The organism is Microcoleus sp. B9-D4 (assembly GCF_036705105.1).
In the GTDB taxonomy this organism is placed as follows: domain Bacteria; phylum Cyanobacteriota; class Cyanobacteriia; order Cyanobacteriales; family Microcoleaceae; genus Microcoleus.
In genome coordinates, this window is sequence record NZ_JAUBTS010000003.1 from 129,851 (window position 1) to 148,977 (window position 19,127).

General features: G+C 45.7%; 21 protein-coding genes and 1 pseudogene. 10 read left to right on the top strand and 12 right to left on the bottom strand.

Annotation, left to right across the window (positions count from 1 at the left end; genetic code table 11):
- Positions 1-192: 192 nt before the first annotated feature.
- From QUB24_RS02860 to QUB24_RS02905, 11 genes and pseudogenes are all read right to left on the bottom strand, one after another.
- Positions 193-1,815 carry an IS1634 family transposase gene (locus QUB24_RS02860; RefSeq protein ID WP_333150448.1) on the bottom strand — a complete coding sequence of 541 codons (1,623 nt, stop codon included), beginning with the start codon at positions 1,813-1,815 and terminating at the stop codon, positions 193-195.
- 402 nt (positions 1,816-2,217) lie between these two features.
- A pseudogene (locus QUB24_RS02865) lies at positions 2,218-2,430 on the bottom strand (reverse transcriptase N-terminal domain-containing protein); the annotation flags it as partial.
- A 791-nt stretch (positions 2,431-3,221) separates the two neighbouring features.
- Complete coding sequence (locus QUB24_RS02870) at positions 3,222-4,364, bottom strand: IS4 family transposase (RefSeq protein ID WP_333150450.1); 1,143 nt, start codon at positions 4,362-4,364, stop codon at positions 3,222-3,224.
- A 70-nt stretch (positions 4,365-4,434) separates the two neighbouring features.
- Entirely contained in the window at positions 4,435-4,722 is a 288-nt protein-coding gene (locus QUB24_RS02875; RefSeq protein WP_333150453.1) for a transposase, read from the bottom strand.
- Entirely contained in the window at positions 4,722-5,030 is a 309-nt protein-coding gene (locus QUB24_RS33520; RefSeq protein WP_371122846.1) for a transposase, read from the bottom strand. The genes QUB24_RS02875 and QUB24_RS33520 overlap by 1 nt, the downstream gene beginning before the upstream one ends.
- Positions 5,031-5,074: 44 nt before the next feature.
- Positions 5,075-5,305, bottom strand: a complete 231-nt coding sequence (locus QUB24_RS02880) for a hypothetical protein (protein WP_333150455.1) — start codon at positions 5,303-5,305, stop codon at positions 5,075-5,077.
- Positions 5,305-6,843, bottom strand: coding sequence for a class I SAM-dependent DNA methyltransferase (locus QUB24_RS02885; RefSeq protein WP_333150457.1), 1,539 nt, complete (start codon positions 6,841-6,843; stop codon positions 5,305-5,307). Before QUB24_RS02885 ends, QUB24_RS02880 begins: the two co-directional genes overlap by 1 nt.
- A gap of 764 nt (positions 6,844-7,607) precedes the next feature.
- The gene (locus QUB24_RS02890) at positions 7,608-7,982 is read right to left on the bottom strand and encodes a DUF6527 family protein (protein WP_333150459.1); all 375 of its coding nucleotides are present in this window, start codon (positions 7,980-7,982) and stop codon (positions 7,608-7,610) included.
- A 3-nt stretch (positions 7,983-7,985) separates the two neighbouring features.
- A complete protein-coding gene (locus QUB24_RS02895) occupies positions 7,986-9,404 on the bottom strand; it encodes a ThiF family adenylyltransferase (RefSeq protein WP_333150461.1) in 1,419 nt (472 codons plus the stop codon).
- A complete protein-coding gene (locus QUB24_RS02900; protein ID WP_333150463.1) occupies positions 9,401-9,781 on the bottom strand; it encodes an E2/UBC family protein in 381 nt (126 codons plus the stop codon). Before QUB24_RS02900 ends, QUB24_RS02895 begins: the two co-directional genes overlap by 4 nt.
- Positions 9,782-9,784: 3 nt before the next feature.
- The gene (locus tag QUB24_RS02905) at positions 9,785-10,234 is read right to left on the bottom strand and encodes a multiubiquitin domain-containing protein (RefSeq protein WP_333150465.1); all 450 of its coding nucleotides are present in this window, start codon (positions 10,232-10,234) and stop codon (positions 9,785-9,787) included.
- 110 nt (positions 10,235-10,344) lie between these two features.
- Between QUB24_RS02905 and QUB24_RS02910 the strand changes: the two genes are divergently transcribed.
- From QUB24_RS02910 to QUB24_RS02925, 4 genes are read left to right on the top strand one after another with little or no spacing between them, the layout of a single operon-like run.
- A complete protein-coding gene (locus QUB24_RS02910; RefSeq protein ID WP_333048851.1) occupies positions 10,345-10,707 on the top strand; it encodes a helix-turn-helix domain-containing protein in 363 nt (120 codons plus the stop codon).
- Entirely contained in the window at positions 10,707-10,907 is a 201-nt protein-coding gene (locus tag QUB24_RS02915; protein ID WP_333150467.1) for a hypothetical protein, read from the top strand. Before QUB24_RS02910 ends, QUB24_RS02915 begins: the two co-directional genes overlap by 1 nt.
- A gap of 42 nt (positions 10,908-10,949) precedes the next feature.
- Positions 10,950-11,258: an ImmA/IrrE family metallo-endopeptidase gene (locus QUB24_RS02920; RefSeq protein ID WP_333150603.1), complete on the top strand. Its 309-nt coding sequence runs from the start codon at positions 10,950-10,952 to the stop codon at positions 11,256-11,258.
- 9 nt (positions 11,259-11,267) lie between these two features.
- Complete coding sequence (locus tag QUB24_RS02925; RefSeq protein ID WP_333150469.1) at positions 11,268-11,735, top strand: PIN-like domain-containing protein; 468 nt, start codon at positions 11,268-11,270, stop codon at positions 11,733-11,735.
- Here the strand turns inward: QUB24_RS02925 and QUB24_RS02930 are convergent.
- Positions 11,724-13,301, bottom strand: coding sequence for a hypothetical protein (locus QUB24_RS02930; RefSeq protein ID WP_333150471.1), 1,578 nt, complete (start codon positions 13,299-13,301; stop codon positions 11,724-11,726). The two genes, QUB24_RS02925 and QUB24_RS02930, sit on opposite strands and share 12 nt — an antisense overlap.
- Positions 13,302-13,693: 392 nt before the next feature.
- Here QUB24_RS02930 and QUB24_RS02935 point away from each other — a divergent pair, with 392 nt between their 5' ends.
- The 6 genes from QUB24_RS02935 (at position 13,694) to QUB24_RS02960 (ending at position 19,047) form a co-directional block, all read left to right on the top strand.
- Positions 13,694-14,323 carry a hypothetical protein gene (locus QUB24_RS02935; RefSeq protein WP_333150473.1) on the top strand — a complete coding sequence of 210 codons (630 nt, stop codon included), beginning with the start codon at positions 13,694-13,696 and terminating at the stop codon, positions 14,321-14,323.
- 324 nt (positions 14,324-14,647) lie between these two features.
- Complete coding sequence (locus QUB24_RS02940) at positions 14,648-15,409, top strand: ParA family protein (protein ID WP_333150476.1); 762 nt, start codon at positions 14,648-14,650, stop codon at positions 15,407-15,409.
- Positions 15,399-16,325, top strand: coding sequence for a ParB/RepB/Spo0J family partition protein (locus tag QUB24_RS02945; protein ID WP_333150478.1), 927 nt, complete (start codon positions 15,399-15,401; stop codon positions 16,323-16,325). Before QUB24_RS02940 ends, QUB24_RS02945 begins: the two co-directional genes overlap by 11 nt.
- Positions 16,326-16,616: 291 nt before the next feature.
- Complete coding sequence (locus tag QUB24_RS02950; protein ID WP_333150480.1) at positions 16,617-17,177, top strand: hypothetical protein; 561 nt, start codon at positions 16,617-16,619, stop codon at positions 17,175-17,177.
- Positions 17,177-18,256 (top strand): hybrid sensor histidine kinase/response regulator, encoded by a 1,080-nt coding sequence (locus tag QUB24_RS02955; protein ID WP_333150482.1) that lies wholly within the window; start codon positions 17,177-17,179, stop codon positions 18,254-18,256. The genes QUB24_RS02950 and QUB24_RS02955 overlap by 1 nt, the downstream gene beginning before the upstream one ends.
- 56 nt (positions 18,257-18,312) lie before the next feature.
- Entirely contained in the window at positions 18,313-19,047 is a 735-nt protein-coding gene (locus QUB24_RS02960) for a response regulator transcription factor (protein WP_333150484.1), read from the top strand.
- Positions 19,048-19,127 lie beyond the last annotated feature (80 nt).

A 19,127-nucleotide genomic window follows, 5' to 3' on the forward strand; every position in this document is an offset into this window, starting at 1 on the left:
TGACTGACCAGATATTGGGAGAGATCGTATTAGATAAAAGTCTAACTATCGCACCTGATGGGCAACACAATCGTTGGCTCTTGCCTTAGCTAGGATGCGTCGCAAACTATCTCATTTTACTAGATTTTTCCTCGCGATACGCTTAGCGCCAACCGTTGGGGAGTTCGTCCCAATTCCAGCGCGCGAGCGATCTCAAGAAAGCAGGTAATATTTGCGACAAGGAGCGCCAAAGAATTGGAGAATCCACAAGCGTTCTTGAGTCAGGTTGGTAATTTGTCTGACGCCATTAACCGTCAACAAATGAATTGACATGAAACATTGAAACACCCATCGCAGCGTGGGTTTGGCTGTCGGTTTGCCGACTTGGTTATCAATGGTTTGTTTGGCGCGTTCGAGAGCCAAACGTAGCGCGCGTTGACCTAAACTATATACTAACAAGCACAAACCCATAACCGCAGCTAGCGCAGCTACTCGCTCGGGAGTTTTCAGAAAAACGCTCGAAGTAAAAAATAAGGGGTCTTTAAGAAATCGAAAACCTCTCTCCGTTGATTGTTGTGCTTTGTATTCTTGGAGAATTTGGTCGTTACTCAATACTTGCTCGTCTAACACATTGGTCGCCAACAGAAACAATCCAGCACGTTGCCTTTCGGTGTCAATGACGCTATCTTTCGGGGCAAGTACCGCTCTAATTTGATAAGATTTCTCGCCGACGGCATTTTTGCTGGGTCTGCCGCGTTTTTTGTGTTCTATGATTTCGATCGTTTGTAAGTCTTGCAATTGATGGTAGGGTAATTGTTGCGAAAATAAAGCAGCAGCAGTTAGGGCATCTGGCTGGCAAGCAAACTTTTGACTCTGCAATTGCTGGAGGGCGGCACGGGCTTTTGCTTCATGTTTTGCAAGGCGTTTCTCCAATTGTTTGAGGTCTGATTCTAACCGCGCCTGACTCTTCACCACCAGCCATCGTTGTGGAATGGAGGCATAACAATTGCAGCAAGCTGCTATCTGATACCCTGCCAGGGAACTGGGGACGAAGGCATCGGGATGGATGTTTTGCAACAAGTCCTTGGCACACTTTAAGGTTGCTGGTACTCTGGATACCCATCTCAACTGTGCCATTTGTTGCAGGTTATCCGCAGTGTAGAGGGCGGCGTCAGCGACAAACAGTGCATCGACATCCCATTGCTGCTTGAATTCCAGAATCAGTCGGGCAAATATGGCGGAGTCGGTTTCATTTCCGTCTCCCACTCTCAAGTACAAAGGGATATCTCCGTCCCCACTGCACATGAGGTCTACCATGAATTGCTTTAAATCTGGGCGGTGATCTCTGGAATAGCCGTGGGTGATGTGAATTGTACCTGGTTCTGCGGTGTCATCTTCATTGCTGAGGTAATCGCCATCAACGTGGAGGGAACTCGAATCTAGATGCAGGCTGTGCATATCTACGCCAAAATGACGTGCTGCTGACAGTGCCACTGTCACGAAGAGTTCTGTCAGACCAAAAGCGTACATTTTGTCCAGAACACGCCCGAGTCTGTCATCATTTAAGTGTTCTGGTCTGATACCCTCTCCCAACAAGTGTTCTGTGGCCTTACCGACAAAAAAATTTTCCAACAGGTACAGGGGGGCGCTGACAAATCCCAACCCATTCAAAATCATTGCTTTGATGGCTTGACCGGGAGTGACGATTTCTTGTGGGTGAGTACCCAGCAGTCGATCGAGTTGTTCAACTAATCCCATGGAATCACAGATGCCAGCAATTAGACCGCAGTGGTCAAGATCCTGTACTCTAATATCAGACGCTTCAATTTTGCTCATCTTTTAAAAATACTCGCTCCCGCGATCCCACCTGCGGAATGTGGGATCTACCGTTCCCGTGAGCCTATTTCGCTCCCTGCGTATTAGCCTTATTCCGCAAGTTGACAATGACGACGGTTTGTACGAGAGTTCGCTTTCGCTGTTCTGCCCCAGATGCTCCCGGTTTCACTACATTTCAGGCTGGTAGCTTATCCGGTTTTCACCCCGCTTCAGTTCTGGCGGTGCTACCCTCTCCATAGCTGGGGGTGATGCTGTTATCTGGACACTTACAGAAGGAGGACTTTCACCTCCACGGAAACTAAGTTATCTCGGTTTCGAGTGTTGCCACCCTTCCCTATTGACCTGCTTTCAGCAGGTGTGACGCTTTCGGATTTCTCGCAAGGCGCGTCAACGAGCCGCACTCCCTTGGTTATCCTGGGTAACTCTACGAACCGCTAAAGCTCTTGCTGACCATGACTTCATCAGCGTCTTTTGGAGTCTGCGATATGCTTTCACATCACCACGGGCAGAGGCTTGATAAATTCTCTTTTGGAGCTTATACACGCTACGCTCTAGCTTACGCCAGTTAATAGAATGCCATTCCACCATCAGTTGTTGAGACTGTGTATTAGACATATATACTCACTACTTGGGACTTTATCATCCAAATCATCGTAAGTCTGTTTGCATATTCTGGGCATTACCCTAGACGTTCGCTTCTGACTTAATCTCTCCTGCTCGCTGCATACGGTTAGCACCTACTCAGGTATTCGACCACCTGAGAGCAGACGAGAGGTTATCTCGTTCCGAATGACCATACTGTGTACCGTTAGAGTGATACTGTTCGCCGGGTTTATTGGAAGTGCTTGTTGGTCAATAGACAACTTGCCAACTCCTTATCCTTTGCCTTTTGGCTCCAGCGCATTAAGCCTTATTTCGCTGGTTTTGTGTGACGACGATTCAGTTGCATCTTCAAGCCAGGGCTTTACTCATGGGTACTTTGCTCAATGCTTTACCAACTTAGGCTGTCAGTAATCACACCTTTTCACCCCGCTTTACGGATTGATGACTATTCGCTACCGTAGGGGTGATGCTTTCACCGCTGCACCTGCGGGGTAGGATTTGAGGGTTCTAGGATACTATTTCTCACCTACATGGTCATTCAGTTGTCAAGGTTCTAATCCTTGCGGCTAATCCTCCAAACCCTTTCAGGCTTTAGTTTCTAGCCAACGATTCGCACCACCTTGCCACAACCGGAACAAATCCCGATTTGCCCTGGGTTTTCTTTTCTTGTTTTGAGGGTTTTTTTGAGAGTTCAAACTTGATTTTAGTCATAATTTGTGGATAAATTTTCTTCAATTCAATAGTCAGATGTTCGGGATGATATCCGTGGTCTAGCAAAATCGCTGGGGGGGTGACAAAGAGGCCTAGGAGATAGACCGAATAAGGGTTGCAGCCCGCATACCTTGTTGATAAAAGCGGCGTTTAGAAGGAGTTAACTTCATTAACTGTTCCACCTCCAAAGAATATTCTTCTAGATAATTAACCCACTTTTCTCCATCTAATCCAACACCAAATGTACTCCGTCTGCGATATTTTTTCTTGGGTTCTGTGCGACGAGATACATATTCTTGTACCTGCTTTTTCTTCAGTTCATTACCTTGAAATATTGCCCAAGTGTACGCCAGTGTCATGAGCAGAATCATGTTAATAAGTCGGTTCCCTTTGAGGCTTGTTCCTTCAATATCGTAGCCTCCTGTTTTACAGTCTCGGAACATTTCTTCAATGCCCATCCGCTGCTTATAAGCATTGAGCGCTGCTCGCAATGAGCCTAAGTCCGTGAGAATAAACCACGCTTCCTCAACCTTCCATGCCCCATAGTTTCTTTTCCACTTACAAGCCACATCAAATCCAGTGGTAGGCTGAGTTTTCCTCACTCTTTTACCTTGAAAATATAAAGAGGTTCCTGGGACTATTCCTAATTCATCTAATCGTTGCCAAACTAAATGTTCTGTTTCGATACAAAGATTCCTCTTCAGTCTCAAACAAAAAGACACACCCTTTTCTTTCAGCCAGTTTCCCAAGTCGATCGAACAAAATTCACGGTCTCCTAAAACGATGACTTTATATTGGGAAAACAATGGTAAAACTTGCTGTATATTTGTAGTTTGTTCGTCGAAGTTGCTGCTTCCCAATTTTGGCAACAATGACCAGTATAATGGAATTGCTCTTCGCTCCCAGATTAAGCTGACCATAAACAGATTAATACACCCCCATTGACTGCGGTCGATTGCGATTGATAAGCGAGTACCAACAGGGCAATAAGTGGTCAACCAATAAGTAATTAAGGGGAACCAAATTAATGAGATAGTTAAGTTTGGTAAATCCAGAAATCTTTGTAGTTTTCTACGCCGACTTTCCGTTGTAATTGGGTAAGGAAATACCCGTGCCAGTCGTTCTAATCTCACTTGTTTTTCTGATTGCATCACAGATAGCAAAGTTGTCATTACAAGAAACTGAGCTGATGTCAGTTGTTTTTTTAAATGAGTCTGGTAAAATGTTGGTATCATTATTTTTTGGATAGGCAAGCGTGTAACAATTATGCTGCCTATCTTTTTTTAGCACACATTGGCTCAATCCTCACCACCTCTGGGTTTCAGGCTGGTTGTCACCCCCCCAGAGCAAAATCGTTATTTTTGGGATATTAACGGGTTTAGACTTGAAATAATCCAGGTTTTTACTCAACATTTCAATCAAACCCGCATCATCTGATAAATTGGCTTTTGTACAGTGAGTAAAGAAGGGAAACCCAAGCGTATCAACGGCTAGATGTCTTTTAATACCATTTGTAGATTTGTAAAAACAATATCCTTTTGATGTAATACTGGCATTACAGGTGTTTTTTACCGCTTGTGAGTCAATAATCATCAACGTAGTCCATTTCGGTTTTTTTTGACCTGCTCGCGGACTTGAGAATGTAAGACTCTCATCAGTTCTTCAAGCACTCCTTGCGCTCGCCACTGTTTATAATACCAATATACGGTTGAGTAAGGGGGTAAGTCTTTAGGTAAATCTTCCCAATTGCAACCATTTTTAAGTTGATAGAAGATGCCATCCAAGATTTGTCTTTTAGTCCAGTTTGGCGGCCGAGTTTGCTTTTTAATGGGCAATATTTGATGCAGTAGGGGTTCAAGAATTTCCCATTCACAATCCGTGAGGTTACTAGAATAGGGCATGACGGCAAAGCGTGTATTTTTCTGGTAATTTTACATTACTACCATTAGGTTAGGGGGGACAGCCAACTTGAAAACCTTCCCAGGCGCTCGTTTAAACCGAACGACCTCAAAAAAGAGCTTTTGGGGCGATCGAGTGCTGTGAGGCGATCGCGAAAAGATGTCAAATGGGTTCTATAAAGCTTACCTTCTTGTTGTTCAACGCCAGCATCAGATTCAATAAAATTTTTAATCTGCCCTCTTTCCGTAATTGAGGCAATAAAATCTAAATAATCCATTAACAATGCTCCACTAAAATTCTAGTTGGATCGAATCCATGCGCCTCTAACAATGGACGCTTTGCCTCTACCTCAACTTTAGGAATTCCTCCCAATAAATGTGCTTTCACATCCTGCGGTTCTGGCGGTGGCGCATTGTCCGCATAGCGGCGAATATTGCAGTTATAATCATTGTCTGCTAATTCCTGCTTTGTCACCACAGCCGAATAACCCGGTAAAGCCTTAAAATTTTCAAACACCCAGGTAATCTTTTCAATATGTTCGGGGCGCAAATAATTCTGAGCGCGACCTGCATAATATTCCGCATCGGCATTAATAAATAATACCTGATTTTTACGTGCCGCAGGTTTCGCATCTTTACTGCCACGCATCACTAAAATACAAGCAGGAATCCCCGTTCCATAAAATAAATTTGGCGGCAAACCAATCACCGCTTCTAAATGATCTTGGTCAATCAAACTCTCGCGAATTTTCTTTTCTTCACCCCCCCGAAACAGCACCCCATGAGGCATTACCGTCGCCATCATCCCATTATCTTTTAGCACCGCCATCATGTGTTGAGCAAACATTAAATCTGCTTTTTTCCCGTCTGCTGGACAAAACCCATGCGTAAACCTTCCCTGAAATGCCATCCCTTCACGGCTGTAGTTTTGGGAAAAAGGCGGATTGCTAATTACTCGGTCAAACCGCATGAGTTCCCCGCCTTCAATATGTAAGGGATTAAATAGCGTATCATCATTGTGAATATCCGCATCCCGAATCCCATGCAGCAGCATATTAATCTTACAAATTGCCCACACACCGCCGTTATTATCCTGCCCGTAAAGCGCTAAATTTCTGGCATCGCCACCACACTCTTCAACATATTGCTTTGCCAGTATTAATATACCTCCAGAACCACAACAAGGGTCATAAACAGACATCCCTGCTTGTGGTTTCATCAGCCTCACCATCAACTGCACCACTTCACGCGGCGTATAAAATTCGCCCCCTTTCTTCCCCGCAGAATCAGCAAAATCTTTTATCAAATACTCATAAGCAGCACCCAATAAATCGGGAAACACTAAATCTTCATTTCGCAATCGATACTTACTAAAATGTTGAATTAATTCGCGTAATTTAGAATCAGAAATCCGACTCTTTCCCACCTGACGATTAAAATTAATGTGACCTAATACTCCTGCTAAAGCTTGGTTCTTATCTTCCAAATCTGCTAAAGCTTTATTCAATCCATCTGCTACTTTTTCATGTACTTCATCGCGAATATAAGCCCATCGCGTTTTTTCCGGTACAAAAAAAGCCTCTTGATAACTGATGGGATTTTCCGCCCTCATTTTCGCATCTTCTGGCGTGCGTCCCCGTACCAGATTGTCTTGTAGAATTTGGTCATAACGTTGCTCAAACACATCCGAAGCGCGTTTGAGGAATAGCATCCCAAAAATATACTCTTTGAACTCCGAAGCATCCATATTGCCCCGCAGGATATCGGCGGCGGCAAACAGATGTCGTTCCAGTTGTGGCAGAGTTAGCTTACCCATGAAAAAATACTTAATATTAAGAAAAAAATATTCCTGATAAATGCGATCGCACCTAACTCACCAGCTTACTAGCTACCCCTTGATGAATCTGATCTAACCAGACAGGAATTACAGGCTCACCAGATTTCAAGGATGCGATCGCACTCTCCTAATCAAACTCTACCAGTTTAAGCGATCACTTTTTTGAATCCCAGCACAACATAAACCGTCTTAGCGCAACCAAATTTGTAAATTCCGGTTCCTTCCCCTTCAGCCGTTATCACGTCATCGTCGCTACCTCAAAACTCAACCCTACAGACAGACAAAGGTCAAACGCCGCCAACTCCTCGACTTGATGGCAGGCAAAAACAAGCTCTAATCAACGAATTACTGATCCAAGCCAGTAAGAAAATTCAAAACATAATCAAGCATTTCGGTAACATCTTGTTGGTGGCGCCCCCAATTGTCGTCATATATCATGAGAGTGTCTAGCTTTCTGTGCCTGCTGAGTTGCGGAATGTGGGTTCAAAAAAAAGCTGCACCCTTTGGACTAAGCGTGTAGCTTTTTGCAGCCTGGCGGATACTACTTCTTAGAAGAACCTGACCTTTGTCGTAACATTGGTAGGGTTAGTACCTGAATTAGTAAGACAATAGAACGGATTAGGAAGGGTATGGCTACAATGAATTCAATTTCCGTACCCAAAAACTGAGGCGCTATACTTGGTGGAATTTCGCTCGGTACAGTAATGCAATTTCAAAACAATCCAAATTGCTGTTCCGAACAACTAGGATTTCCTTTGGGCTATAGCGACTGTATCGGAACACCATTCAACACAGCCATGACGAACCCAGAAATGGCATCTACACTCATTAAGCTGCCTGACCGAGGGATGAATCGTCGGTCGTCCCAACCAGTCTATAGTAACCTTCCACGAAGGATGCTGCGTCTGCTTTAACGACAACAAAATCGCCTCTCCGCATTCACCGGGACATCGAAAACAAGCCCACTTTCGATAGCGAGCATCACCAACGACCAATACCTGTTTCGGTATAATTTCTTCAGGTGCGGGATGAAGTTTAACTATCCGTGCTGACAAGTCGGGTCTTTCAATTACTTTCAGCTTGATTAGAATCCATCGAATTATATTGCGAAGAAACATAGCTCACTCCACCAAATCGAGAAATGGAACAATATCGCCTTTGCCCCAACAATCAGCAGTACCGCAAATAGGGCAATGCGACTTGGAATCAGCAGCTTGCTTTCGATCGGTCATTAGGTGAAATTTTCTTACTCTTTGGGCTGTCGCACCGTTCTCACCTCGAAATCCTTGAAGGCGGTGTACCAACTCTTCAATCGCCATAATCGCAACATCTGTGGTGAAGAGTACCACTGCAGGACTGGGATTTCCTTCGCCTAAAACGTAAGCCTCTGCTTTCCGCCGCTCGTACTCTACCGGAGCATTCCGCTTCAAAGCCTCATCCCGCGCCACAACAGGATTAATAACCTCTCGGCACAACAGGCAAGTGTGACTGGGCGCAAGTACCGTTACTCGACCATCTAGCGCTTTGATTTCTGGCGGTTCAGTTGGAGATACCTCAATGGCAAGTCCTCCATCGAAAACAGGAGTCAGGTAATAGTAGGCAAAGCGGTTAAGCAACAACCGTCCGGCATGGTCATCCGTGCAACCGAAGACTATATCGCAGGATTTCAGGGCATCTCGGCAATCCCGATCACCTATCCACGATTGATAGGACTTTACTTGCACTCCAAGCCCTAGCTCCGAGAGCGATCGCGCTACAGCAAGAACCTTCGGGTGCTTTGCTTCAGCGTCTTCCCGAGTCGCGCCGTGAAGTCGGTTTAAGTTACTCTCTTCAACTACATCTGGATCGAAGAGCGCAATCAGCCGCACTCCCATTTTTGGAAGCAGCATGGCGACTGCGCTGCCCGTACCGCCGCAGCCTACCACTCCAACCCTGAGCGTTGATAAATCCTGAGTAAGTGCTTCCCCAAATGCGAGCGATTGTCGGTGAAAGACTGACGAAGGTATGCCCTGCCTCCGTCCCGTGTAGTGGAGCTGGATTGCTTTTCCTACAACACAAATCAGTTGCAGAGGAATCGATTCCTGCTGGCTCGTCCACAGGCGACCGACAAGCTCTCCTGAGTCTGTGAGAATTAGGCTCAGGAGTTTTGTCTGGGGCCCATTTCTGTGCTGGGCAAGCTCTACAAGGTCAGGCTCGTTTCTATCATCCTGTTCGGAAAACGCAGTGCTACCTCTCGGATGGCTGTGAACGAGAGCCACTGTCATCCCCCTCGTGTGAGCGAGCTTCAATGCTCGAACAAAAGAATCAGTTTTCCAGGTAATATGCCGATCTGAACTCGAAACTATTTCATCTTCAGGTACCGCGAGGATTTCATAGGAAAGATATTTCCTCCGCTGCTGAACATCCCAAGGGTCCGATTCAATGACTACCTCACCGCAGATCACGTAAGCCGCTCGTTCTCGTCCATCGGCGCGGCTCAGGGTTTCTTGGAGGTATTTAAGGTGTTCCTCCTGCAACACCATACTGGCAGTAAAGCTCATACAGCTACCTCCAGAGCGTGTTCCACGCGCTTGAGCATCGTCCAAATACCGTCAGTACCGGGACGCCACTCGTTGTTGTGGCGCGACCACCGTTGCCAGGAGACTCCATTGAACATAAAAGCCTGGTTTGCTGCTGTGGGGTAACGGTTGTGAGTGGCAAGCTTCACCCAGGGTTGCAAGTAAAACATATCTGGCGGGACATCTGGGTAGCCTGGCGGAAGCACGATCAATACCTCTGCCTGGTGGACATCGTACTTGTTAGACGGCAACCTAAAGCCAGGGAGAATGACCCCTTTCTGGCTCCCGTCTATAACTTCCTGAAAAACAATACCTTTGCTTTCAAGATATTCCCGCTCTCGCGACGGTAAGAAACTCACGGATTAACCCTCCGTCGTAGTCTTCTTACCGGTGAAGAAGCGCTCGACTCCGGGAGCTTGGAGATCCACCGACTCCTCATTTCCCACCGGGCGGTCTTCTCCGTCCCGTACCTCCAGCCAAACTCCATAAGATTTGGGGTCAACTCCCGCAAGTTGTTTGAGCTTCAGTCCGGTAATTAGCGGTATCCCCCATTCAAATTTCCGGCCGTCAATTACAAAACGGAAAGAGCGATCGCTTCGCCAAGTGATAAACGCCTCTATACCCGGTTTCCGCAGATCGACCGTTTCATCAGGCCTGATTTCCTCAAGCTGCCCGTTCTGCAACCGCTGAAAGATGAGGTATTCATCAGATGGCCTCTTCCCTGCCGTGTCAAGAAGCTGAACACCGGCAATAACTGGATCGTCCACTTCATAAGAAGTCTCATCAATTTGAATCCGATAACTTTTTGACATAATCACGCTAAACTCCTCAATTGCGATAGTGACCACTGATTGCGTAAATGCAATTACCTTCATGTTACACAACTGACTTAAAATTGCAAGGTAGCAATCGGAGAGGGAGGATGGCTAAGGTAGAGTTCGATGTAGAGTCCTTTTACGCAGCGTTAGACAGTCAGCGACAGTCGCAGCGCCTAACGTGGAAGCAGGTAGCGGCACAGTCTGAGGTAAGCGCGTCCACTTTGACCCGCATGGCTCAAGGAAGGAGGCCTGATGTGGATAGTCTCGCAGCACTGTTAAAATGGTCGGGATTGCAGGCTGAGTCCTTTGTCAAAGGAGCTCGGGATGTTCGGACTGAATCAGACCCGCTTACTCAAATTACTGCGTACTTGCGGGCCGATCGCAATCTCACGCCAGAAGGAGCAGCAGCTCTCGAAGCTATTCTCAAAGCAGGTTACGAGCGTCTACGCAAGGATCGAATAGATTGATGAAACAGCAGTTACGCCGCGGGTTCAAATCTGAAGCGGATGCTTATGCTCGGAAATATAGAAAGGAACTGAGTCTCAGACCTCATGACCCCCTTTGTCCCTGGAGATTGGCCCAACACTTAGAAATCCCCGTAGATCCCCTATCGGCTTACACCAAAATACAAGAAGCGGTTGCCCATTTTATGGAACAGGCTCGGTAAAGCTTTTCGGCTGTCACCATCATTGACGGCGACCGACGGCGTATCATCCACAACGATTCGCACGATCTCCTCCGACAGGCTTCAAATATCGCTCACGAACTCGGTCACAGCATTCTCGGTCATATCGCGCGTCCTGTACTCGATAAGCACGGCTGCCGCCACTTCGACGTGGAACAGGAGGATGAAGCGAATTGGTTAGGGCCAGCGCTGCTTATTTCAAAAGAAGCAGCCTTTCACATCGCTAAAACTAAGATGAGCGTGGTGGAAGCAAGTAGGGTTTATCTGGTTAGCGAGCAAGTCATCACCATGCGCCTCAATATGAGTGGAGCGCGCAAGATATTTACCAAGTAATTGACAAAAATGAAAGACTTATTCCCCGGCTATTATTCCCCATCTGACGAAGATTTTTTGGAGCTTTGGCAAAAGTGCATCTTTATTTTTGATACTAATGTTATTTTAGATTTTTATGAACATCGTAATGAAACACACGAAGATTTTTTTAAAGTTTTAGACGCTATAAATTTTAAAGTTTTAGACGCTATAAAAGATCGTTTGTGGATTCCTCATCAAATTGCACTTGAATATCATGAAAATAGAATTAACAGGATAAAACAAGCAGAGTCCAATTTTACTACGGCTAAGAAGTTATTAGACCAAACCACAGAAACTCTTTCCCAGAATTTCAACTCCCAATGTTTTCCTCCCGAAGTTGTCCAAGAAATGAGAGAAAATGTAAAAAAAGTCTTTGATACTTTTTGGGATAAATTAACATCTTGCAGAGAGGAGCTAATTCAAATAAGGGGTATTTCCAGGGATTCAGCCCCCTAAACCACTTTGACTATCTGGTTCCGATCGCTCCCAATCCCTATTCCTCGCCTCTATCCGATCTAGCTGCTCTGCCACAACTGCCCAAAAATCAATATCTTCAGAGGAAATACCCTGAGCTAAAACCAAATCTTCTCCACGAACCTTGATTAACTCCCCTCGCGCAACAACAGTCAGAGAAGACACCGAAACCCCCTCCGACTCTTCCACGATCAGATCGTACAAATCTCCTACCCGAACGCGAGTGTACTCATCAGTCTCTTCCACGCGATCGCGTGCATAATTGAGGAAATACTCAAAAGCTCTTTGAGCCGTTGGCAGAATAGACTCAGCCATTTTTACCTGCTGAATATCCATTGTGGCTGCTGGCGGTACTGAATCAGCATTCAACTCGCCGCCTGACGGGTTCGGAATTATCGGCTCTAACCAGTTAGAGAATATAGCCAAATCCTCTGAGTTTTCTTTAACAGTTGCACTCAACACCTCTGCATCGCCATAAGATAAAGCGCTTTGCACTTCACCCTCTAAAGTAATCCGCATCACAATGTGGCTGTCTCGATCTGAAATCACCCTAATTGCTTCACCTGACTCTAAAAATGCTGTCCAATCTTCTATAACCTTGCATTTCCCCAGCTTCAACTGTTGATAGCCATCTAATAAAGCCCTAGATAGCAAATTCTCTAGCTCTAAGCGCTCTTCTTCTTCCAGCTTTACTACCTCTTCTGTAAACTGTTCTCGGGCTCCCTTTTCACTTTCATTCTGGTCTTTCAAAATAGCCAAATTGCTTAAACCCAGAGGTACGATTAGTTCGCTAGAATCAGAGCGATCGCTCTTTAAATCTTGCTCCTGTATTTCCGCTAAAGTCCCCGCTTCTGTCGAAAGCGAATCCGCTTCATCGCCCTCTCCTTCACTAACCAACATCCCAACTTGATTGTCACCATCCACTTGCGACAGCCCAACCTGCAAATTTTGTTTTGGTTGCCCATCTTGCCTCTTTGAAGAGGATAATCCTTTAAGCTCAAGAACTCGGCGTTCCCAATCTTTGTTTAATTCGATGAAATTGGCGGCATTAGTTTTTACCAGACTGATTTGAGCATAGGCATATTTCTCACCTGCCAAGGAGAGGGCAAAATCAATAGCAGCGAGGCAGCCGTGATAGAAATCTTGAGTCTCGCCGATGCAGATGCAATCTTTTATAACAAGTTCGCAATCGCTTTCTCTTCCAATTTGTCTGAGTTGAGAAATGGAGCTAGCCGGCAACCTACAAATGGATAGCTTACAATCGCCTTCTACTGAACTCGAACTTAGAGGTTGATGGGGTAAGTTATCTTCTCCATCATTGATAAAAGTTGCTATTTTAGCTTCTAAAAGGCTAAGCGTTTGTACTCCGCTTTCTTCGTCTATTAATTTAACTCCCAGATCCAATCCTGCAAGTAATCCCTGGTAAAAATCTTGGGTTTCTCCAGCTATTGCTCGATCAGTTGCTATCTTCTCAAAAAAAGCCAGCCCTATTTGTTTTAGCCTCAAAATATACTCAGGGGAAAATCTCTGTATGGTGTCTAAAAACATAAGTATTCCGCCATCTAAAAGCGCATCGATCTTTTAGCAATCAACCTATCATGCGCTTTTGTCGCTCTTGGTACGCTTTTAGTCGTAATTCACTTTAGTTCTCAAGGCAGAGAACATTGAACCAGTAATTGTTTTATCAAAAAGTATTGTTCGGAAATAAGCCATTGAACAAATGCCTTTTCCCTATTGCTATTACTAACTGGAATTACAAGAAACAACAGCCATTCAGACGATAGTTTTTGCCTCTGGATCGCGTTTTAATAGTCCGCAAGATGAATTTTGCCGATGACTTTTGAGGTGGAAAATTAGGAAGGAAGGCGGATTGAGTTTACAGCCTTTAGCTTTTAGCTTAAAGCAGTAACTTTTACTGTTAATAGGAGAACGGCGTTCCCATGCAGTTTTACCATCAACACAGCTCTCGACAGCCTGCACCCGTCGCCGATCCACTTCGGCACCACAGGAGGCACATACTAGCATCTGTCCTATTGCTACTGGACAGCGATCGCGCTCTTGCCGACTGGTCTCTCCCCCAACTGCCCCACGTATCAGGGTTTACCTACAAAGGAAATCGCTTTTTGGTAGCAACTCACAAAGAGGCTGAGCAGATAGTTTGGGGGTGGCTCGAGGATAATTTATGGGCAGTAAGCAATACTGAGGAAGATATTAACTTGCTGCTCCAGCACTTGCAAATTTCCCCATCTTTAATTGAAGCACTCAATGGACAAGCTGCTATCAATTATCTTCGGACTGTTCATCCTAGAAAATTCTGCCAGCTTTTATCTCCTGCCATAGCCAATCCCACCCAGTTCGTGCAAGCTCTGTTTGAGAACCGCAGCAGACCGGGACTGGTTAAACGCGCCATTTGTGAGTCAGCCCAGTTCTCGCCTTTGGCTTGGACAGAAGTAGAACGGGCTGGATATCTCATTTACTGCATTGTTAATCAACCAGAGGTACTTCCTGGCTCGCTCAAACTAACAATCAACTATCCTTATCCCTACAAGTCAATGAAAGAGCGAGCTTAGAAGTATTTAGCGTCACCTGCCAACATTTATACCCGACCGCATTGCCGTTGTCTTTTACAGCAACGGCATGGTCACTGTTGCCAATTGCCTTTCCGAGTGGGGAAAAATAAAAAAATTCCTAATGCGCCTTCAGAGATATCACTTTTATATGAGAGTATAACTATAGTTTTTCTACAAAACGGTCTGGGGATAGTGACGGTTCATGCCTAAAGCGCAGACATTCCCAAACTTCAACAAGAGTGCAAATATGCTTACAGTTTTAACCGCCGCCTCCTTTTGCACGCAGGATTGGAACTATGGTGGCACGCTACCGGAGGGCAAGTCATGACAAAGATAATCTCGCTGTTCAACCAAGCCGGTGGTGTGGGGAAAACCACGATCGCGCTCAATCTCGGCTATCACCTCTCTAAGCGAGGCCGCAAGGTTCTTCTCATCGATATCGATCCTCAAGGTTCTCTGACGCTCTTCATGGGGGTTGACTCTCAGAATTTGGATAAAACTGTGTTTGATGCCATTGTCAATGAGGAGCCTATGTCCATCCACACTGGCATTCACGGTATGGATTTGGCTCCTACCAACATCAACCTCAGCGCGGCGGAAATTCAACTGGTTAACATGGATTTTCGGGAAGTTCGCCTCAAAGATGCGATCGCCCCAATTCAAAACAACTACGACTTCATCCTCATAGATTGCCCTCCCAGTTTAGGGTTGCTCAGCTACATCAGCCTGGTAGCCGCTACTCACGTCTTAGTCCCCGTTGAGACTCACTACAAAGCCTTTGAGGGCACCAACCTCCTGTTGCAAACAGTAGCGAGAATCAGAAAGAAAGGAAACCGCTCTTTGCAGATAGCTGGTTTTGTTCCCTCCCGCTATGCTGCTGCCAACTCTCAGGACAAGCGGACTCTCAAGGCTATGAGCGAACAGTTTACGACCTTCGGCCCCGTTTACACTCCCATCCCGCGCATAACTGCTTTTGCGGATGCTTCCGAGAAACAAGTCCCGCTTGCTGTTTACGAACCTAAAAATCCCGTTGTCAAAATATTAGACCAGCTAGCAGCCAAGATGGAGAAACTCAATGTCAAGTAAGAATGACCAGCCCTATAAAGGTAAGGCAAATTTGAGCGTTTTGTTTGGAGATGATGAAGTAGCAGAACCAACGGCAGAAAAACTGCTCCCGATTGAGTCTATAAAGCTTCCATCCTCTCAACCTCGCCGATACTTCGACTCCCAAGCAATGCAGGCTTTGGTTGAGTCAGTAAAAACTGATGGAATTCTCCAACCTTTATTAGTTCGTCCTTTGGGAGAGGATAAATACGAGCTAGTAGCTGGCGAAAGGCGGTATAGAGCTGCTAGAGAATTAGGATTGACAGAAGTCCCTGCGATCGTTCGGGACTTGACCCAACAGCAAGCTCTGCGCGTCGCATTAGTTGAGAACCTGCAGCGGGAAGACCTCAACCCAGTCGAAGAAACAGAGGGGATTTTGCAACTGCTCTCCCATCACCTTGAATACGATCGAGAAGAGGTGATACACCTGCTCTACCGGATGCAAAATGACGTGCAGAGGATGAATGATAACGTTATCATTCATCCTGAAATGCAAATAGTTGCCAAGGTTTTTAGCGAATTGGGGCGGATGTCATGGGAGTCTTTTGTCAGTAACAGACTGGGATTGCTGAAGCTGCCGGCAGACATTCAAGAAGCTCTGCGGCGGGGTCAGATCGAATACACCAAGGCACGAGCGATCGCCAAAGTTAAAGACGAGCCAGCCAGAAAGTTGCTTCTGGAATCTGCGATCGCGGAAGGTCTATCTTTAACTCAGATTAAAGAACGGATCGCAGATTTAAAGACAGAGACTTCAGCAGAAAAACCCGAAGAAAATCTGAAAAGCCAAATTAAGGGAGCTTTAACAAAAGCGAACAAGTCAAAAGTTTGGAGCGATCCAAAGAAGCAGAAGCGCCTCCAAAAAATTCTCACAGAGCTAGAATCTCTCTTAGTAGATTAGGAAAAATTTACCGATGCCGCATTCTAGCTAATCGCTACAACCCGAGTTGAGAGCAAAAGTTCAGCCCAAAAAACTGATAATTCCATTCAAAGGCAGAAGCGCTTGACACTTATTCTGAATTAAAGCTCCGCATTCTAGCTTCTGCCTTAAATCAGAAATTAGCTTGGCAGCAGTGAAGGAAAAATCAGCTTTTAGGTAGAGCTAGCTCAAGCTTACCTGTTGATAGATTAACACTTAGAACAGAACCAGAAAAATACCAACTCAAACCAAGTTTTGCGAAGGTTGATAAATATGGTACAAACTAACACTCTCTCAAACCGCAGCCAACTTTCACTGCCGGCAAACTCTCAAACCCTGTCCGGCTATTTTTTGACCAATTTTCAAAAGTCGCTCAACGCTTTTGCCCGTGCCTGGAACAAGTATCAGCCAAATGATTCGCTCTCAAACGACAGAAAACAAGACTTATATTGGCTGGAATCAACACTGCAAGAGTACAAGATTTCCATCCACCCTTCAACCAGCAGCCAAGAGTTTTGGAAAGGTTGCATGGATGGAAAAGAAAGCAGAAGAACCCTTTCTGACTCCGACTCGCCAAGAGTCGCACAAACCTTACTCAAAGCGAGCGCGAATCCCAAAGCCACTCAAATCTACGAGTTGGGGATTCAAGTAGGATGGCGGTACGTTCGCCTCAAAGACTACTTGGTGCGAATCAGAAAGCAGCGAAAATTGGAAGAATCCAAGCAGGTTCAAGATTATCGACAATTTTTAACTTTTCTTCGCCAAAAGGCTGACTCAGAAGATATGGACTCATTTGTCAGTTTTGGATGGAGAGGTGAAAGGAAGTTAGGGTAATGAGAGATAAACCCAGTAAAATCTTGGCGGTTGACGATACAACTGACAACTTATTTATTATGCAGGCTATTCTCTCAGAAGAAGGCTACTGCGTCAGCACGAGCTCCAGCGGACTTGATGCTTTAGCTAAGGTTGAGGAGTCGCCACCAGATTTACTCCTGTTGGATGTAATGATGCCAGAAGTAGACGGTTACGAAGTGACTTACAGAATTCGCTCCAATCCTCAACTTCCCTTTATCCCCATCCTGTTAATTGCGACTGACAACTCAATGACCATAGCAGATGGACTCGACTTGGGCGCTGACGATTTTGTTTGCAAGCCCATCCAGGTAAATGATTTGCTGGCTCGTGTCCGCAGCCTCCTCCGGCTCAAACACAGCATAGATGCGATGCTGGAAATGACAAAGGCACGAGAGGATTTTGTGGCTCGTCTTACCCACGACTTGCGGATTCCCCTAGTTGCCGCTGATAGAATGCTGACCCTACTCAAACGAGGGAAATTTGGTGAACTGCCCGTTCAAGCGGTAGAAGCGATCGCCACCATCGGCTGCAGCAACCAAAATTTGCTTTCCTTAGTCAATACTTTACTAGAGGTTCACCGATTTGAATCTGGTTGCAAAACTCTGGCGATCGCCCCCTTTGACCTCAAAAAACTGGTCAAAGAAGTCGTTAAGGAACAGGAGGCTGTGGCTATTGATAAAGGACTTGTCCTAACTTTCGACGACTCTGACCCGCAACCACTAAGGATTGAAGGCGATCGCCTCGAACTCCGCCGAGTCATCACCAACTTAGTCGGAAATGCCATTAAATTCACCGATTTTGGTTGCGTGAAAATCTTTGTCCGTCCAGATGTCAAGTCGGTAAGCATTAGCGTAGAAGACACCGGCCCCGGTATCAGAGCCTCAGAACAAGCTTCGCTGTTTGAACGATTTCGCACCGGAAACCATGCCAGAGCAGGTAGTGGCCTGGGGCTGCACCTGTCTCGCCGGATTGTAGAAGCCCACTCTGGCAGTATTGACGTGGCATCAACGGTGGGTCAAGGAAGCACATTTACTGTACGGCTTCCCATATCGCTCTAAAAGTCTTGTTTGGATACAGATTAAGTACAATTGTCCTTTTTTTAAACAAATCAACCATGAATAAAATTACTGTTGCCTTAATTGAAGACCACCACCTGACAAGGGCTGGAATCAAAGCAGCTTTAGAAGACTGCGAAGAACTTGAATTTATCGGAGAGGCAGCTAACGGCCTGCAAGGGATAACTTTACTGGAGAAAACCCGGCCTGATGTAGCGATCGTTGATATCGGACTACCGGGGTTGGTAGACGGAATTGAACTGACCAAAAGGTTCAAAGAATACATACAAACTCCAAAAACCCCCAGCGTGGATAACCAACCGAAAGTGTTGATTTTGACTATGCAGGATAACGAAGAATCGGTGCTGGCAGCTTTTGCAGCGGGAGCCGACTCTTACTGCATGAAAGATGTCAGTTTTGAAAAGTTAGTGGAAGCCGTTGTTGAGACAAACGCTGGCGAAAACTGGATCGATTCTTCAATTGCCAGAATCGTTTTGGCTCGCATGAATAACCCTTTCAAGGAAGCTGTTAACTCAGCAACCATTTCCACTGTGTCAATCAATGGAGTCGAGCCAGAGTACAGTCAGTTGTTAATGGCGAACCCTTTAACAGAACGAGAAAAAGAGGTTATAGAGTTGATTGTCGAAGGGTGTAGCAATGAGGAAATTTGCAAGCAGCTATACATTTCCCTCGGTACTGTGAAAACTCATGTGCGTAACATCCTCAATAAGCTGTCTTGCGACGATCGCACTCAAGCGGCTGTCAGAGCCCTTCGCGCGGGTTTAGTTGACTAAATCCGCTTCAAGAGCAACCGCTTGGTGGATAATACAACAGAGACGTTCCAGCAATCTAAGCTATTTAGGCGAGGGTCGCG

Coding starts and splice junctions, on each gene's coding strand:
- QUB24_RS02935 (WP_333150473.1), top strand. CDS start 13,694: ATGCAGTTTTACCATCAACACAGCTCTCGACAGCCTGCACCCGTCGCC.
- QUB24_RS02955 (WP_333150482.1), top strand. CDS start 17,177: ATGAGAGATAAACCCAGTAAAATCTTGGCGGTTGACGATACAACTGAC.
- QUB24_RS02945 (WP_333150478.1), top strand. CDS start 15,399: ATGTCAAGTAAGAATGACCAGCCCTATAAAGGTAAGGCAAATTTGAGC.
- QUB24_RS02940 (WP_333150476.1), top strand. CDS start 14,648: ATGACAAAGATAATCTCGCTGTTCAACCAAGCCGGTGGTGTGGGGAAA.
- QUB24_RS02915 (WP_333150467.1), top strand. CDS start 10,707: ATGAAACAGCAGTTACGCCGCGGGTTCAAATCTGAAGCGGATGCTTAT.
- QUB24_RS02930 (WP_333150471.1), bottom strand. CDS start 13,301: ATGTTTTTAGACACCATACAGAGATTTTCCCCTGAGTATATTTTGAGG.
- QUB24_RS02960 (WP_333150484.1), top strand. CDS start 18,313: ATGAATAAAATTACTGTTGCCTTAATTGAAGACCACCACCTGACAAGG.
- QUB24_RS02910 (WP_333048851.1), top strand. CDS start 10,345: ATGGCTAAGGTAGAGTTCGATGTAGAGTCCTTTTACGCAGCGTTAGAC.
- QUB24_RS33520 (WP_371122846.1), bottom strand. CDS start 5,030: ATGCCCTATTCTAGTAACCTCACGGATTGTGAATGGGAAATTCTTGAA.
- QUB24_RS02885 (WP_333150457.1), bottom strand. CDS start 6,843: ATGGGTAAGCTAACTCTGCCACAACTGGAACGACATCTGTTTGCCGCC.
- QUB24_RS02880 (WP_333150455.1), bottom strand. CDS start 5,305: ATGGATTATTTAGATTTTATTGCCTCAATTACGGAAAGAGGGCAGATT.
- QUB24_RS02895 (WP_333150461.1), bottom strand. CDS start 9,404: ATGAGCTTTACTGCCAGTATGGTGTTGCAGGAGGAACACCTTAAATAC.
- QUB24_RS02870 (WP_333150450.1), bottom strand. CDS start 4,364: ATGATACCAACATTTTACCAGACTCATTTAAAAAAACAACTGACATCA.
- QUB24_RS02925 (WP_333150469.1), top strand. CDS start 11,268: ATGAAAGACTTATTCCCCGGCTATTATTCCCCATCTGACGAAGATTTT.
- QUB24_RS02950 (WP_333150480.1), top strand. CDS start 16,617: ATGGTACAAACTAACACTCTCTCAAACCGCAGCCAACTTTCACTGCCG.
- QUB24_RS02890 (WP_333150459.1), bottom strand. CDS start 7,982: ATGTTTCTTCGCAATATAATTCGATGGATTCTAATCAAGCTGAAAGTA.
- QUB24_RS02905 (WP_333150465.1), bottom strand. CDS start 10,234: ATGTCAAAAAGTTATCGGATTCAAATTGATGAGACTTCTTATGAAGTG.
- QUB24_RS02875 (WP_333150453.1), bottom strand. CDS start 4,722: ATGATTATTGACTCACAAGCGGTAAAAAACACCTGTAATGCCAGTATT.
- QUB24_RS02860 (WP_333150448.1), bottom strand. CDS start 1,815: ATGAGCAAAATTGAAGCGTCTGATATTAGAGTACAGGATCTTGACCAC.